This is a genomic window from Solemya velum gill symbiont (genome assembly GCF_002020255.1).
In the GTDB taxonomy this organism is placed as follows: Bacteria; Pseudomonadota; Gammaproteobacteria; order Chromatiales; family Chromatiaceae.
This window is the reverse complement of sequence record NZ_MPQG01000001.1, coordinates 191,730-207,360: the sequence shown is the minus strand read 5'-3', so window position 1 is coordinate 207,360 and position 15,631 is coordinate 191,730. Positions and strand designations below refer to the sequence as shown.

The window sequence follows — 15,631 nt, the reverse complement described above, 5'->3', positions numbered from 1 at the left end:
AATGGTTGTAATGAAAAATATGAATTTGTTTTATGGTTGGTTGGGAACTATGCTCATTATCGTTAATTGATTGAAAGGCAGGTTGCAAATGCAGGCGCAAACACTCTACGACAAACTCTGGAATGACCACGTGGTGCGATATGACGATGACGGCACTGCGTTGCTTTACATCGATCGCCAGTTGGTACACGAGGTGACTTCGCCGCAGGCATTTGAAGGTTTGAGGATTGCAGGACGTTCTCCGTGGCGAATCGATGCCAATCTCGCGACGCCGGATCACAATGTGCCGACCACGGACCGTGACCAGGGCATTGCAGATCCTGTATCGAAACTTCAGGTCGATACCCTCGATGATAACTGTGATGCATTCGGTATCACAGAATTCAAGATGGATGACATCCGCCAGGGTATCGTGCATGTCGTGGGTCCCGAGCAGGGAGCGACATTGCCTGGTATGACAGTCGTCTGCGGAGATTCACACACTGCCACACATGGTGCCTTTGGTGCATTGGCTTTTGGCATCGGTACATCGGAAGTTGAGCACGTGCTGGCTACCCAGTGCCTGATCCAGCGCAAGTCGAAAGCGATGCTGGTGAGTGTCGACGGCAAGGTTGGCGAGGGCGTGACTGCCAAGGATATTATTCTTGCCGTGATCGGCAAAATCGGCACTGCCGGTGGTACCGGTCATGCAATTGAATTCGGTGGTGAGGCGATTCGTGATCTCTCCATCGAGGGACGCATGACGCTGTGTAACATGGCGATCGAGGGCGGTGCCCGGGCCGGTTTTGTTGCAGTAGACGAGAAAACTGTTGAATACGTCGAAGGACGTCCATATGCACCTAAGGGTGAGCAGTGGGCGCAGGCGGTTGGTTACTGGAACACGCTGCACTCGGATGAGGGTGCAGAGTTTGACACGGTTGTACATATTGATGCTGTATCGATTGAGCCACAGGTGACCTGGGGTACTTCTCCTGAAATGGTGGTTGGCGTCTGTGGACAGGTACCAGATCCGGCGCAAGAGAGTGATAGCGTCAAGGCAGAGGGTATGCAGCGAGCACTCGATTACATGGGGCTTGAGGCTGGTATTCCTATCACTGATATTGCTGTCGATAAGGTATTTATCGGCTCCTGCACCAACTCGCGTATCGAGGATTTGCGAGCTGCGGCGGCGATTGCCAAGGGCTCAAAGGTGGCGGACAATATCAAGTTGGCACTGGTGGTACCCGGATCAGGACTGGTCAAGGCGCAGGCCGAGGAAGAGGGGCTCGACAAGATATTTATCGAGGCCGGATTTGAATGGCGTGAACCAGGTTGTTCAATGTGTCTTGCCATGAACGCAGATCGGCTGGAAGCAGGTGAGCGATGCGCATCAACTTCCAACCGTAACTTTGAAGGGCGCCAGGGTCCCGGTGGACGCACCCACCTCGTGAGTCCGGCGATGGCTGCAGCTGCTGCCATCCACGGACATTTTGTAGATATTCGTTCGTAGTATTTAGGAGATTAATGATGAAAAAGTTATCTGTTCTGTTTATTGCTTTAGTCACATTGGTACTGTTGGGCGGCTGTGAAACCGTCAAGGGCGTCGGCAAGGATGTCCAGAAAGCAGGTTCGGCAATTGAGAAGGAAGCAGCAAAATAATCATGCAGAAATTTAACGCTTTTTCGGGCGTTGTATGCCCGCTCGACCGTGCCAACGTGGATACGGACGCCATTATTCCGAAGCAGTTCCTGAAATCGATCAAGCGCAGCGGTTTCGGACCTAACTTGTTTGACGAATGGCGTTACCTCGATCGCGGCGAGCCGGGCATGGATAATAGCAGCCGCCCCCTGAATCCGGATTTTGTACTCAACGATCCGCGTTACAGGGGTGCGCAAATTCTGCTTGCGCGTGACAATTTTGGTTGTGGATCATCGCGTGAGCATGCGCCATGGGCGCTTGAGGATTACGGCTTCCGCGTGATTATCGCTCCGAGTTTTGCCGATATCTTCTTTAATAACAGCTTCAAGAACGGTTTGTTGCCGATTGCACTCTCTGCTGAACAGGTAGATGCGCTGTTTGCCATGGCCAGTGCTGAAGAGGCTCTGACGATTGATGTCGATCTCGAGTCGCAGACCATCACCCCGGCTGGTGGTGATGCTGTCAGCTTCGATGTTGATCCGTTTCGCAAGCACTGTCTGCTTGAAGGGCTCGATGATATCGGCCTGACACTGCAGCACGTCGACGAGATTCGCAGTTACGAGAAGCAGCGCGCTGCACAGGCACCGTGGTTGTTTAGCGGATCCTGAACGGAATCCCATTACTGAATTCAACAAGCTTTAGAGATATAAAATCATGTCCAGGAAAATTCTTATTTTGCCGGGAGACGGCATAGGTCCCGAGATTGTTACCGAGGCAGTCAAGGTGCTTGCGCGCTTGCGCGACGAGCATGGTCTCGATATCGAGATGGATGAGGCGCTGGTTGGTGGTGCTGCCATCGATGCAACCGGCGGACCACTGCCCGATGCAACGCTCGAAATTGCACGCGAGGCAGATGCGATCCTGCTCGGCGCTGTGGGCGGCCACAAGTGGGAATCACTGGACATAGCGATCCGTCCCGAGAAAGGTTTGCTCGGACTGCGTTCTGAACTCAACCTGTTCGCGAATCTGCGCCCCGCGATTCTCTATCCGCAGCTCGCAGATGCATCGTCACTCAAGCCCGAGATTGTATCCGGACTGGACATCATGATCGTGCGCGAACTGACCGGCGGTATCTATTTCGGCAAGCCACGTGGTGTACACACACGTGACGACGGGCAGCGTGAAGGCTACAACACCCTGGTCTATTCGGAAGTCGAGATCGACCGCATCGCACGCGTGGCATTCGACATTGCAATGAAGCGCGGCAAGCGACTCTGCTCGGTAGATAAGGCCAATGTTCTCGAGTGTACCGAGCTATGGCGCGAGATCGTCACCGTGGCGGGCAAGGACTACGATGACGTGGAACTCAGCCACATGTATGTCGACAATGCCGCCATGCAGCTGGTTCGTGCACCAAAACAGTTTGACGTGATGGTGACCACCAACATGTTTGGTGACATCCTATCCGATGCTGCAGCAATGCTGACGGGTTCAATCGGCATGCTTCCTTCTGCCTCGCTGGATGAGAACAGCAAGGGTATGTATGAACCGATTCACGGCTCGGCACCGGATATTGCAGGACAGAATATGGCTAATCCGCTCGCAACCATTCTCTCGGTTGCCATGATGCTGCGTTATACCCTCGACGAGCCACAAATGGCTGACACCATTGAGACGGCTGTCAACAAGGTGCTGGACGATGGCTTGCGCACGGCAGATATCATGTCTGAAGGCATGCAGCAGGTCAGCTGTGAAGCGATGGGCGATGCAGTTGTTGCAGCGCTAAATTGAATTGAAGTTGGAAATTTTTGATTGCAGGTTTGAATCACAATGAGTGAACTAAAGCGGGTTGGATTTGTAGGTTGGCGTGGCATGGTTGGATCCGTGCTGATGGATCGTATGCGCGAAGAGAATGATTTTGCGCAGATTGATGAGCCGGTCTTTTTTACAACTTCCCAGGCTGGACAGGCCGGTCCTGATATCGGCAAGGCGATTCCTGCGCTCAAGGATGCTTCGGATATCAAAGAGCTGAAGCAGATGGATGCAGTCGTCAGTTGCCAGGGTGGTGATTACACCAAGTCCGTTTATGCAGACCTGCGTAACAGTGGCTGGAAAGGTTACTGGATCGATGCGGCATCAAGCCTGCGCATGACCGATGACAGTGTTATCGTGCTCGATCCGGTTAATCGCGAGGTTATCGACCAGGCGCTGGTTGACGGCAAGAAAGACTTTATCGGCGGCAACTGTACTGTCAGCCTGATGCTGATGGCGCTTGGTGGCCTGTTTCGTGAAGATCTTGTCGAGTGGACAACCGCCATGACATACCAGGCAGCCTCGGGTGCCGGTGCGCGTAACATGCGTGAACTGATCAGCCAGATGGGCGCCATTCATGCCTCTGTTGAAGAGGAGCTTGCTAACCCTGCCTCGGCTATCCTCGAGATTGATCGCAAGGTCTCGGCTGCCATGCGCAGTGATGCCTTTCCGACTGACCAGTTCGGTGTGCCGCTTGCAGGCAGCCTGATCCCGTGGATCGATGTGCAGCTGGAGAACGGCCAGAGCAAGGAAGAGTGGAAAGGCGGTGTTGAAACCAACAAGATTCTCGGACGCGGTGACAACCCGGTTCCGATCGATGGCTTGTGCGTACGTGTCGGTGCGATGCGCTCCCACAGCCAGGCGCTGACCATCAAGCTGAGAAAGGATGTTCCGATAGATGAAGTCGAGGCTATCCTTGCTTCTGCAAATGACTGGGTGCGTGTCTTGCCAAATGATCGTGACATCTCGATCAGTGATCTCAGTCCCGCTGCAATCACAGGCACACTGCAGGTACCGGTTGGGCGTCTGCGTAAGATGAGCATGGGGCCCGATTACCTCTCTGCTTTTACTGCCGGCGACCAGTTATTGTGGGGCGCTGCCGAGCCACTGCGCAGGATGTTGAATATTCTTCTGAGCAGCTGATTTTTGCTGTTGTTTTTCTCAGAAAATGGGTGCAGTCTGGGGAATATATCGCTACTATTCATATTAATATAGATAACGATATTTCTTTAGCTGCGCCCAAGGTGTAGCCGACGGATTAACATTGATTCGATTTGAACTGACCAAGGCATCTCAGATGGTGCGGAGAGAATTTAGATGAGACACCCGTTTCTTCTCGGCTTGTTTGTATTTTTACAGTCTGCAGCCAGCTACGCGTTAACCCTCGGGCAAGTACATGTTGATTCTTACATCAACGAGCCTCTGAAAGCCGCGATCGAGATCAAGCAGGCCAAAGCTTCAGAGTTGGCCACTCTCAAGGCGCAACTCGCTTCAAAGGCGGAGTTTGCCCGTGCGAGTCTCGAATGGGATGCACAGACCGATGCATTACAGGTTCAATTCGACAGAAACAGCAAAAACCCACGCATCCTGGTCACAACAGCCACATCCGTATCAGATCCTTTCCTCAGCTTTGTCGTTGAAGCGAGTTGGTCAACAGGCAAGACGCTGCGTGACTACACCATCCTGCTGGATCCGCCAACTTATGCAATGAGCCGGGTAGCCCCGGTCGATCCGATTGTTCTGCCTGTGCCTGAGAAGGCAAGGCTGCCAGTAGCGAAACAGCCAAGTGTGCCGAGTGTCTCTGCAAAGCCTCCTGTCAGAACACAACCTGCCAGTCCGGCTGTTGGCGCCTTGATGCTGGCGCGTACCCGTAAAGGTGACCACCTGTGGACCTATGCAACTTTCGTCAAGCCTGACGGTGTAACCGTTCAACAGACAGTGGTTGGCTTGCTGGAAGCGAATCCGAACGCCTTCTACGGCGGCAACATGCACCTGATGAAAAGTGGGCAGGTTCTGAGGGTGCCGCCTGCAGAACTGATGGCCGCAATTCCGCAAGCCGATGCGAACAAGCGCATTCTTGCACATGAAAAGGCGTGGAAGGCTGGTACGGCCATTGCTTCGGCTGATCCACTCATGCCAGGTTCACAGGATATCTCCTACGTGGAGCCTGGAACAGTCACTGCTCCACAACAGCAAGGTGGCAGGCTGAAACTGGCATCCGCGACTGAGGCGGCCACGTCAGCATCAACACAAGGAGCCCAGGAGAGTGGTGCAGCGACACAGGGTTCGAACGAATCAGCACTGCTGCGAGAGCAACTCGCCTCTGCGAAAAAAGAGACGGATGATTTACGCATGCGACTCAACAAGCTTGAGGAGCAGCTCAAGCTGAGCCAGGAGCTGATCGCACTGAAAAATGAGCAGCTTGCTCAAATGCAGGCGTTCTATCGTCGTCTGAATGAACAGGGCCTGGCCGAAGGTCAGCCGGTGCCTGAAGTCCCGGTTGCACCAGTTGAGGAGGAAGCGGCAGTTGTAGCAGAGGAGCCTACTCCGCAGGTTGCACCGGAAATACCCGCGGCTACACAAGCAGAGCCTGAAGAAGAGACATTCATGCCCGGCGAGATTGTAGCTGTACCAGGAGTTGTAGAGGTGCCGGAGATCGTAGCTGCACCTGAGGTTGAAGAGGTGCCAGAGGTTGAAGAGGTACCTGGGGTTGAAGAGGTGCCTTGGGTTGTAGCGGTGCCAGAATCAGCCGCACCTGCAGAGCCTGTAACACCCGTAGAAACGGCAGCACCAGCAGAGCCGATGCAGCAGGAAGAGCAGCCTGCGCAGGCAGAAGCTGTAGAAAGCCCCCAGCAGCCAGTCGCGGTGACAGAAACGCCTGCACCAGCAGCTGAACCGCAGGCAATTGAGCCAGCACCAATTGCAACAGAGCCAAAGGTCGTCGAGCCAGCAGCACTGGCAGAAGAACCTCAGGCCAATAAGACGCCATCAGGCGGTGCTGCTGATGGTACGCCTCTGCTGGTATTTGTGGAAGGTTATGTCGAAAAGTCCATGGACTACATTGAGGAGTCTGGCTTCATAGAAAAATCATTTGCTTTTATGGAAGATGCGGGCGGATTTATCAAGGACTCCATGCAGCGGATGGATTTTGACGTGGATGAAGGTCGTTATCTGGAACAGATGCATGCACTGCCGGTGACTTATCAGTATGCAGGTGTTGGAGCTATCGTTGCGATTCTGCTCTTCCTGCTTGCGCTGATAGCACGTGGCACGCGTTCTGACGAGCCGTTGCCAGAAGGATTTGATGAGGCAGAAACTGAAGAGAGAAGTGCAGACAGAAAATTTGTCGATGCAGCTGCTATTGAAGACGAATTCGACGATGAAGTGGAAGAAATACTTCATGATGTCGATGACGAGGTGGATTTCGATCTCGGTCGTAATTTTGATGTGGAGCCGGTAGAGGAGCTCAACATTGATGAATCGACCAAGCTCGCTGAACTCGAGGCGGTGCTCGACGATTTTGAGAGTCGTTACGCTGGCGATCAATCAGATGAGTCGCAAGAAGAGCAATCCGACGAAGCTGATCACACCAGCGAGGATGTCTTCGAAGCGGAAACCGACGATGCTACAGATCAGGAAGCGGCTCAGCAGGACGTGTTCGATGAGGATGTCGAAAACCTGTCCGTAGATGATGGTGAACCATCGCTCGACAATCTCGACTTTGATCGTGACTTTGAGGGGCTCGGAGATGAGGACGATGATCTTTTCACAGGTGAAATCATTGATGGTGCTACTATCCCTGCAGCCAAAGGTCCCGGCAAGGTTGTCGACAAAGTTCGTGAAATGGAGAATGACCACTGGAATCTGAGGGAAGAAGAGAGGCAAGTCGAAGAAGAATCCCAGCCGCTAGTAGATGATACGGCAGCTGAAGAATCCTTCAAGACACCAGAACTTGAAGCTGAGCCTGATGATGAATTGCAGGCAGAAGAGTCCGGTCAGGACGATCTGCTCGATTTTGATGTCGATGAGTTGCTCATGCCGCGTGATGAGGGTGGTCGCACTGACATTGGCGGCCAGGAAGAGCAGTCGGCTACTGTAGAGCATGATTCGAATACCATCGATTTTGAAATCTTTTCCGATACCGATACTTCAGCTGAAGAGGAGCCACTTGAGGCTGCTGTTGAGAGTGCAGAGGAAGACCTGGACTCCATACTGGATGACTTCACAGAGGCTTCGGAAGAGGATATTGATCTGCTGGCTGGTACCAGTGACGAGCCTGCAGAGGTAGAAGGTGTTGACTTGCTCGCCGGCGTAAGCGATGCGCCCGCAGTTGAAGAGAGTGATGATCTGCTTGCCGACTTCGACGCTGACTCCCAGGCGGAAGCCGTTGAGTCAGCCGCAGAGCCATCTTCTGATGACGTGGATACCATGATTGACCTTGCGAAAGTCTTTATCACCATGGGTGACACCGATGGTGCAAGAGGTATGCTCGAAGAGGCTCTCGAGAAGGGCAATGCGACGCAGAAGAGCGTGATTAATGAGCTGATAGAACAGCTCGGCTAGACAAGGTCGCGAGACGGCGTGCGTATCGCGCTAGGCGTTGAGTACGACGGTACCCGCTTTCACGGCTGGCAGCTGCAGGACGGGGTGCGCACGGTACAGGGTGTCGTTGAAAAAGCGCTTGCCAGCGTTGCTGACCACCCGCTTCGCGTGCACTGCGCCGGACGGACGGATGCGGGTGTCCATGCCGTCGAACAGGTCATTCACTTTGATACGCACAGTCAACGTCTTCCCAAGGCGTGGGTGCTGGGTAGCAACGCAAACCTTCCTGACGACGTCAATATCCTGTGGGCGCAGGAGATGCCGGATGACAGCTTCCATGCGCGTTTCTCGGCAATCGGACGCTGCTACCGCTATTTCATTCTCAATCGTAACAGCCGCTCGGCACTGCTTGCTGGTCGTGCTACCTGGGTGCATCGTCCACTTGATGTAGAGCCAATGCAGATTGCAGCCAATGCGCTACTGGGTACACATGACTTCAGTAGCTATCGTGCGCTCGGTTGCCAGGCAAAGAGCCCCGTGCGTACGCTGCACCGGCTTGATGTCAGCAGGCGAGGCGATCTTATTGAACTGCGCGTGGAGGCAAATGCCTTCCTGCACCGTATGGTGCGGAACCTTGCAGGTGTGCTGATTGCTATCGGCAAGGGTGATGCCGACACGGGATGGGCGCAGGATATTCTTGAAATGAAAGACAGGACCCGCGGAGGTGTGACAGCACCACCTGACGGACTTTACTTTAACCGTGTAAACTACCCGGATCAGTTCGTTCTGCCACATATCGCAGAGCGGCATCCATTTACGGACTGAGTTTCAGAGGCTCCTTTTATTCAATGAGAACGCGGGTTAAAATTTGCGGCATTACACGGCCACAGGACGGTGTTGCGGCAGCAAAAGCCGGTGCCGATGCGATTGGCCTGGTGTTCTATCCGCCGAGTCCGCGCAATGTTGATATTGCCCAGGCACGGGAGATCTGTGATGCTCTGCCGCCTTTTGTCAGCAAGGTGGCGCTGTTCGTTAATGCAGAAGCGGTATTGATCAGGGAGGTGCGCGAGGCAGTACCAATCGACATCATCCAGTTTCATGGCAATGAGTGCCCCGACTACTGCCAGAAGCATGGACTACCGTACATCAAGGCGATCAGGATGCGCGAAGATACCGATCTGCACAAGGAGCGTGAAAACTTCGCTTCTGCGTCTGCCCTGCTGGTCGATGCATACAAGGCTGGTGTGCCGGGTGGTACAGGGGAGAGTTTTGACTGGTCGCTGATTCCGGAGGAACTGGCTGGAGATATTATCCTCGCTGGTGGCCTGACGCCCGACAATGTCGGTGATGCAATAACACAGGTACACCCGTGGGCTGTTGATGTCAGTGGTGGAGTTGAAGAGTCGCCGGGGGTGAAGAGCCACGCGGCGATAGAGAGTTTTATGCAGGGAGTTGAAGTTGCAAAGCAATAGTACAAACAAGCAGATTAAATGGGATGAAATGCCCGATGAGAGAGGGCACTTTGGGCCCTACGGCGGCATATTCGTTTCAGAGACCCTGATGGGCGCACTCGATGAACTACGTCTGGCGTATGAGAAATATCTTGCCGATGATGAGTTTCTTGCCGAACGTTTTGCCGCCCTGAAAATGGAAGGGCGCAGCGCGCTGATTCCCTACATCGCCGCAGGTGACCCGCAGCCGCAAGCAACTCTGCGCCTGATGCACACGCTGGTTAAATCCGGTGCGGATATTATTGAACTGGGCATTCCTTTTTCCGATCCGATGGCGGATGGTCCGGTGATTCAGCGTGCTGCCGAGCGCGCGCTGGAACATGATGTCAGCCTGCATGATGTACTTGATATGGTCAGGGAGTTTCGCAACAGCGATGCCAACACGCCAGTGGTGCTGATGGGTTATCTCAATCCGATCGAGGTGATGGGCTACGAGGCCTTTGCCGAGGCAGCAAGCAAGGCGGGTGTTGATGGAGTGCTGACCGTGGATCTGCCGCCGGAAGAGGGCAGCGAGTTCCTGCAGGCACTCAAGGCAAATCAGCTTGATCCGGTATTCCTGATTGCGCCAACTAGTGATGCTTCACGTATCAAGCGCATCTGTGATGCGTCGAGTGGTTATGTCTACTATGTTTCACTGAAGGGTATTACAGGTGCAGGCCACCTGGATATCGGCTCGGTAAAAGAGAAAGTTGAAGAGATTCGTGCATTGTCCGATTTGCCAGTTGGCGTCGGTTTTGGTATCAAGGATGCAGAGACGGCAGCGAAAATGGCTGAAATTGCCGATGCCGTGGTTGTTGGCAGTGCGATTGTAAGCCGCATCGAGGCCGAGGCAGCATCACTGGATGCAGTCGATCGCGTCGTCGGCGAATTCGTGACAGAGTTGAGTAGTGCACTTCAAACCCGGGAATAGAAAAATATGAGCTGGTTCGAAAAATTATTGCCTAGTCGTATTCGTACGGAAGGTAGCAGCAAGAAGGTGGTTCCTGAAGGCCTGTGGGAAAAATGCCACGGCTGTGGTGCGATCCTCTACCGTTCGGAAACCGAGCGAAATTATGATGTCTGCCCCAAGTGCGGCCATCATAATCGTATCAATGCCCGCCGTCGCCTTGATCTGTTTCTCGACAGTGGTGAGCGTGAAGAGATCGGTGCCACTCTCGAGCCTACCGATCCACTGAAGTTCAAAGACAGTAAAAAATATCGTGACCGCATTACCGCTGCACAGAAAGCAACAAGTGAGAAGGATGCCCTGGTTGCCATGCATGGCACTCTCAAGAAAATGCCCGTGGTTGCGGTTGCTTTCGAATTCTCCTACATGGGTGGCTCCATGGGTTCAGTCGTTGGTGAGCGTTTCGTACGTGCGGCCAATATTGCACTGGAAAAAAAATCTCCACTGATCTGCTTCTCTGCAAGTGGTGGCGCGCGCATGCAGGAATCACTCTTTTCACTCATGCAGATGGCAAAAACCAGTGCTGTACTGGCAAAAATGCGAGAGCAGGGTGTTCCTTTTGTTTCGGTAATGACAGATCCCACCATGGGTGGCGTTTCGGCAAGTCTTGCCATGCTTGGTGATATCAATGTTGCAGAACCGGGCGCATTGATCGGTTTCGCCGGTCCACGTGTTATTGAGCAGACTGTACGCGAAACCCTGCCTGACGGTTTTCAGCGCAGTGAATTCCTGCTTGAGCATGGTGCCATCGACATGATTATTCCACGTGAAGAGATGCGCGACAGGCTGCACCGGCTATTGCAGATGATGACGCAACGCTAACCCGAATCCTTCATGAAATATCCCGGTTAAATGACAGCCTCTTGTGGCGACAAGCCGTCGGTCGGCGCATCGCTTGACGACTGGCTGAACTATCAGCTGCAACTTCATACATCAGAGATTGACCTCGGACTTGAGCGCATCGGCAGGGTGTGGAAGCTACTGCACCCGGGTGCGCCTGATGCACGTATCATCACCGTTGCCGGTACCAACGGTAAGGGCTCCTGTGTCGCTTTTCTCGAAGCTATCCTGATTGCCGCGGACTTTCACGTCGGAGCATATACCTCTCCACACCTCGTGCGTTACAACGAGCGCATTCGTATCGATGGCAACGAGGCCTCCGATACGGATATCTGTTCTGCATTCGAACAGATCGAAAATGCGCGCGGTGACACACCTCTTACCTACTTTGAATTCGGGACTCTCGCTGCCATGCTGCTGTTTGTGCAGAGCGGGGTGGATGTCATTGTGCTCGAAGTCGGGCTTGGCGGGCGCCTGGATGCTGCAAACCTGTTTGATGCCGATGGTGTGATCATTACCTCGATTGGCCTTGATCACACGGACTGGCTGGGCGATGACCTGGAGCAGATTGCTGTAGAAAAGGCGGGTGTGATGCGGGCCGGCCGACCTGCCGTTATTGCGCGTCCGGATATGCCGGCAAGCTTGCACAGTGTGGCAGGGCAAGTGGGTGCGAAAGCGCTTGTTCGCGGACACGATTATAATTTATCTGTCAGTGGTGATGAGTGGCATTGGCAGGGGAATGAGACAGCACATCATGCGTTGCCACTCCCCCTAATGCCAGGTAAGCACCAGCTCGACAATGCGGCAGCAGTGATTGCCCTGCTCGATTCCATGCGCGAGTCTCTGCCAGTCAATAAGGCAGCAATTGCCACAGGGCTGAAAACTGTATCGCTGGCAGGGCGTTTCCAGCAGGTTGGCAGTAATCCATTGGTGTTTGTAGATGTAGCACATAACAGGGAGGCTGCAGCGGTACTCGCTGATGCCATGCGTACCCATGATGAAGTCAAGGAGTGGCATGCAGTTGCCTCCTTTTACGCAGACAAGCCTATTGAGACGATTGCTGAAGAGTTACGTGAACTAATCTCGCGCTGGCATATCTATGTACTTAAGGATGCGCGTGCTGCATCATCTGAAATCTTGCAAGAAAAAATCAGGCAAGGTGGAGTGGAGGGCAGCATCGATGCCTACGGCAGTTTCAAACAGGCTGTCGAGTCAGCGCGATCTGCGGCAGGTGCAGATGGAGGTTTAGTCATTTTCGGCTCATTCGAGGTGGCGGGGGCGGCGTTGGAATATTTTTCTTCCAAAACGCTATAATCGGTTTAATAGTTTTCAACTGGGTAAGTTGTCAATATGAAGAAACGTTTGACGGGTGCAATTGTACTGGTGGCTTTTGTGGTGATTTTTGTGCCCATGCTGCTCGAGGAGAAAACTTCCAGAATTGAGCTGGGGCCGCTGATTCCTGAGCAGCCGCAGGAGAATTTCTCTACTGACCTGATACCGGAAGAGAGTGCCTCGACGATTGCCGAACCGGTTGCGCCTGCGGAAGTGCAGCGTTACGAGTTACCGGTTGGCGAGGTGATGGAGCAGCCAGCCAATGCAGCCCCAACTGACGAAATCATGGTTCCGACAGAAGTCGTCAAGATGAATGATAGTGCTCCTGTGCAGGAACCAGCCGCTGAAAAACAGCCCCAACAGGCTGCATCAACATCGACCCAGTCGGCCAAGACCCCCTTGCAGGGCAAGGTCGTCACCCAGGGCTGGGTGATCCAGGCGGGCAGCTTTGGACAAAGCAGTAACGCGGACAAGCTCAAAAAACGCCTCATCCAGACTGGTAGATCTGCCTTCATTGAGCCAATCGAAGTGAAAGGGAAGACGCTCTACCGGGTGCGAGTCGGGCCTCTCGAGAAGCGTACGGAGGCTGACCGTCAGTTGGCGATTATCGAAAAAGAGTTCCAGCTCAAGGGTAAAGTCATCTCGTTTCCCTGAATCCCGGAATCATCTAGAACCCCCGGTGTGACCAGAAAGGAGATGAATCTCTCCATTTTTCCTTTTCCCCGGATTCTGTTCTGCTAGAATACCCACTTTCCCGTAACCGGATTTCAATTCGCCGTGAACTGGGCAGATATCGCAATTCTTTCGGTCATCGGTATTTCCGTGATCATCAGTTTTTTCCGGGGCTTCCTGCTGGAAGCTCTGTCGCTCCTTGTATGGGTCATCGCTTTCTGGATCGCCTGGATTTTCTTCCGTGATCTGGCGCCCGTGTTTGCGCAGTGGGTTTCAGCCCCGTCGCTGCAATTGGCGTTGGCATTCACCGTGATTGTCATCACCATGCTGATTCTCGGTGCAGTGGTGACATGGCTGGTCGGCATGTTGATCGACAAAACAGGACTGACTGGCACCGATCGTGTTGTCGGCCTGTTGTTTGGTGCGATTCGCGGCGCAATTATTATCGCGGTCGTCGTCATGCTCGCAGGCGTCACCCCGTTCCCACAGGATCCATGGTGGAAGGAGTCTAAACTGATTCCTCATTTCGAACGTGTTGCCATCACCCTCAAGGAGATGCTGCCACAGGATATCGGCGAGTATCTGGAGTTCTCACCTGAAAATACACCTGCAACCGAGGCGCCGGCAGAGCCGTTGGCACCGGTTGAGAGAAGAGGCGTCTGATCATGTGCGGTATTGTTGGAATTGTAGCGACCCAGCCAGTTAACCAGTCACTTTATGACGCATTGCTGGTACTGCAGCACCGTGGACAGGATGCGGCGGGTATCGTCACCTGCGAGGGAGACAAGCTGCACCTGCGTAAGGATAACGGCCTTGCTCGTGATGTTTTCGAAGCGGAACACATGCTCAACCTCAAGGGTAACATGGGCGTGGCCCACGTACGTTACCCGACGGCAGGATGCTCCTCTTCCGCCGAAGCGCAACCTTTCTATGTCAACTCCCCATATGGCATCACGCTTGCCCATAACGGCAACCTGACCAATGCAGACGAGTTGAAAGAGGCGCTGTTTGCCTCCGATCTGCGTCACATCAATACCGACTCCGATTCCGAAATACTGCTGAATATCTTTGCCCACGAGCTTTCACGCCAGGGCAAACTGCGTATTGGCCCGGAAGATGTTTTCCAGGCAATCGAAGCGCTGCATAAACGCTGTCGTGGCGGTTACGCAGCAGTCGCCATGATTCCGGGTTTTGGTGTCATCGGTTTTCGTGACCCGCACGGTATTCGTCCCATCTGCTTCGGCAAGCGCGAAACAGAAGCTGGTACCGAGTACATGATCGCTTCCGAAAGCGTGGCACTGGATGCAGGCGGTTTTGAGCGCGTCCGCGATATCGAGCCGGGTGAGGCTGTGATGGTGAGTGCCAGCGGAGAACTTTTTACTCGCCAGTGTGCAGAAAAACCGGTCTGGAACCCCTGTATTTTCGAATTCGTCTACTTTGCCCGCCCAGATTCCATCATCGACGAGATCTTTGTCCACAAGGCGCGTCAGCGCATGGGCAAGCGCCTCGCTGCGAAAATCAAGAAAGAGTGGGAAGATCACGATATCGACGTGGTGATCCCGATCCCCGATACGAGTCGCACCGCCGCACTCGCACTTGCACAGAGGCTCGGGATTGAATATGCCGAGGGGTTTATCAAGAACCGCTATATTGGCCGCACATTCATCATGCCCGGGCAAAAAGCGCGCAAAAAATCAGTCAGGCAAAAGCTTAATGCCATCGATTTCGAATTCAAAGGCAAGAATGTTCTTCTGGTTGATGATTCAATCGTGCGTGGCACAACGTCGAAGCAGATTGTGCAAATGGCACGTGATGTTGGATCCAAAAAGGTCTATTTCGCCTCTGCAGCGCCTCCAGTGCGCTATCCCAATGTTTACGGTATCGATATGCCGGCAGCCAGTGAACTGGTCGCCTTTGGCCGCACAGAAGAGGAGATTGGAGAATATATCGGTGCAGATCGCCTAATCTACCAGGAATTGGATGATCTCATCGATGCTGTGCAGAAAAAGACCCGCAGCAAGGCGCTACATTTTGATACCTCGGTCTTCAGCGGTGACTATGTCACTGGCGATGTGGATGCCGCCTATCTCGATAACCTTGAGGCCAGCCGCAACGACGAGGCCAAGCAGGAGCGTGACAACAATAAGGGCAATGTTATCGACCTGCACAACCAGGCTTGAAACGCCCGGATTGAACTTGGTGCCACAAGGGCATAGACAAGGTGCGGAGAGTCACTTATAATCTGGCGCCTTCAAGGCAACGTAGCTCAGTTGGTTAGAGCACAGCACTCATAATGCTGGGGTCGGTGGTTCGAATCCACCCGTTGCTACCATATCCCAAAACCCGGCTCTGCCGGGTT

14 protein-coding genes and 1 tRNA gene are annotated in these 15,631 nt (G+C 53.6%); all 15 read left to right on the top strand.

What is annotated here, in order from left to right; translation table 11 throughout:
• The first annotated feature begins 88 nt into the window (after positions 1 to 88).
• The 15 genes from leuC (at position 89) to BOW06_RS00830 (ending at position 15,604) form a co-directional block, all read left to right on the top strand.
• Positions 89 to 1,489 (top strand): 3-isopropylmalate dehydratase large subunit, encoded by a 1,401-nt coding sequence (gene leuC, locus BOW06_RS00900; protein WP_043118246.1) that lies wholly within the window; start codon positions 89 to 91, stop codon positions 1,487 to 1,489.
• A 14-nt stretch (positions 1,490 to 1,503) separates the two neighbouring features.
• The gene (locus BOW06_RS00895; RefSeq protein ID WP_078452840.1) at positions 1,504 to 1,638 is read left to right on the top strand and encodes an entericidin A/B family lipoprotein; all 135 of its coding nucleotides are present in this window, start codon (positions 1,504 to 1,506) and stop codon (positions 1,636 to 1,638) included.
• 2 nt (positions 1,639 to 1,640) lie between these two features.
• Positions 1,641 to 2,285 carry a 3-isopropylmalate dehydratase small subunit gene (gene leuD / locus BOW06_RS00890; protein WP_043118248.1) on the top strand — a complete coding sequence of 215 codons (645 nt, stop codon included), beginning with the start codon at positions 1,641 to 1,643 and terminating at the stop codon, positions 2,283 to 2,285.
• Positions 2,286 to 2,331: 46 nt separating this feature from the next.
• Positions 2,332 to 3,408 (top strand): 3-isopropylmalate dehydrogenase, encoded by a 1,077-nt coding sequence (gene leuB / locus BOW06_RS00885; RefSeq protein ID WP_043118249.1) that lies wholly within the window; start codon positions 2,332 to 2,334, stop codon positions 3,406 to 3,408.
• A gap of 39 nt (positions 3,409 to 3,447) precedes the next feature.
• The gene (gene asd, locus BOW06_RS00880; protein WP_043118250.1) at positions 3,448 to 4,572 is read left to right on the top strand and encodes an aspartate-semialdehyde dehydrogenase; all 1,125 of its coding nucleotides are present in this window, start codon (positions 3,448 to 3,450) and stop codon (positions 4,570 to 4,572) included.
• A 174-nt stretch (positions 4,573 to 4,746) separates the two neighbouring features.
• The gene (locus tag BOW06_RS00875; RefSeq protein ID WP_078454926.1) at positions 4,747 to 7,992 is read left to right on the top strand and encodes a FimV/HubP family polar landmark protein; all 3,246 of its coding nucleotides are present in this window, start codon (positions 4,747 to 4,749) and stop codon (positions 7,990 to 7,992) included.
• Positions 7,993 to 8,010: 18 nt separating this feature from the next.
• On the top strand, positions 8,011 to 8,796 hold the full coding sequence (gene truA / locus BOW06_RS00870) for a tRNA pseudouridine(38-40) synthase TruA (protein WP_078455118.1): 786 nt from the start codon (positions 8,011 to 8,013) through the stop codon (positions 8,794 to 8,796).
• Between the two features lie 23 nt (positions 8,797 to 8,819).
• On the top strand, positions 8,820 to 9,443 hold the full coding sequence (locus BOW06_RS00865; RefSeq protein WP_043118255.1) for a phosphoribosylanthranilate isomerase: 624 nt from the start codon (positions 8,820 to 8,822) through the stop codon (positions 9,441 to 9,443).
• 88 nt (positions 9,444 to 9,531) lie between these two features.
• Complete coding sequence (gene trpA, locus BOW06_RS00860) at positions 9,532 to 10,392, top strand: tryptophan synthase subunit alpha (RefSeq protein ID WP_078454421.1); 861 nt, start codon at positions 9,532 to 9,534, stop codon at positions 10,390 to 10,392.
• A gap of 6 nt (positions 10,393 to 10,398) precedes the next feature.
• Complete coding sequence (gene accD, locus BOW06_RS00855; protein ID WP_043118259.1) at positions 10,399 to 11,250, top strand: acetyl-CoA carboxylase, carboxyltransferase subunit beta; 852 nt, start codon at positions 10,399 to 10,401, stop codon at positions 11,248 to 11,250.
• A gap of 30 nt (positions 11,251 to 11,280) precedes the next feature.
• Positions 11,281 to 12,582 (top strand): bifunctional tetrahydrofolate synthase/dihydrofolate synthase, encoded by a 1,302-nt coding sequence (folC, locus tag BOW06_RS00850; protein ID WP_078455117.1) that lies wholly within the window; start codon positions 11,281 to 11,283, stop codon positions 12,580 to 12,582.
• Between the two features lie 36 nt (positions 12,583 to 12,618).
• Entirely contained in the window at positions 12,619 to 13,254 is a 636-nt protein-coding gene (locus BOW06_RS00845; RefSeq protein WP_043118260.1) for an SPOR domain-containing protein, read from the top strand.
• Positions 13,255 to 13,377: 123 nt separating this feature from the next.
• Positions 13,378 to 13,935: a CvpA family protein gene (locus BOW06_RS00840; RefSeq protein ID WP_043118262.1), complete on the top strand. Its 558-nt coding sequence runs from the start codon at positions 13,378 to 13,380 to the stop codon at positions 13,933 to 13,935.
• Positions 13,936 to 13,937: 2 nt separating this feature from the next.
• Positions 13,938 to 15,452, top strand: a complete 1,515-nt coding sequence (gene purF, locus BOW06_RS00835; RefSeq protein WP_043118264.1) for an amidophosphoribosyltransferase — start codon at positions 13,938 to 13,940, stop codon at positions 15,450 to 15,452.
• A gap of 75 nt (positions 15,453 to 15,527) precedes the next feature.
• A tRNA-Met gene (locus tag BOW06_RS00830) sits at positions 15,528 to 15,604 on the top strand.
• The last annotated feature ends 27 nt before the right edge of the window (positions 15,605 to 15,631 follow it).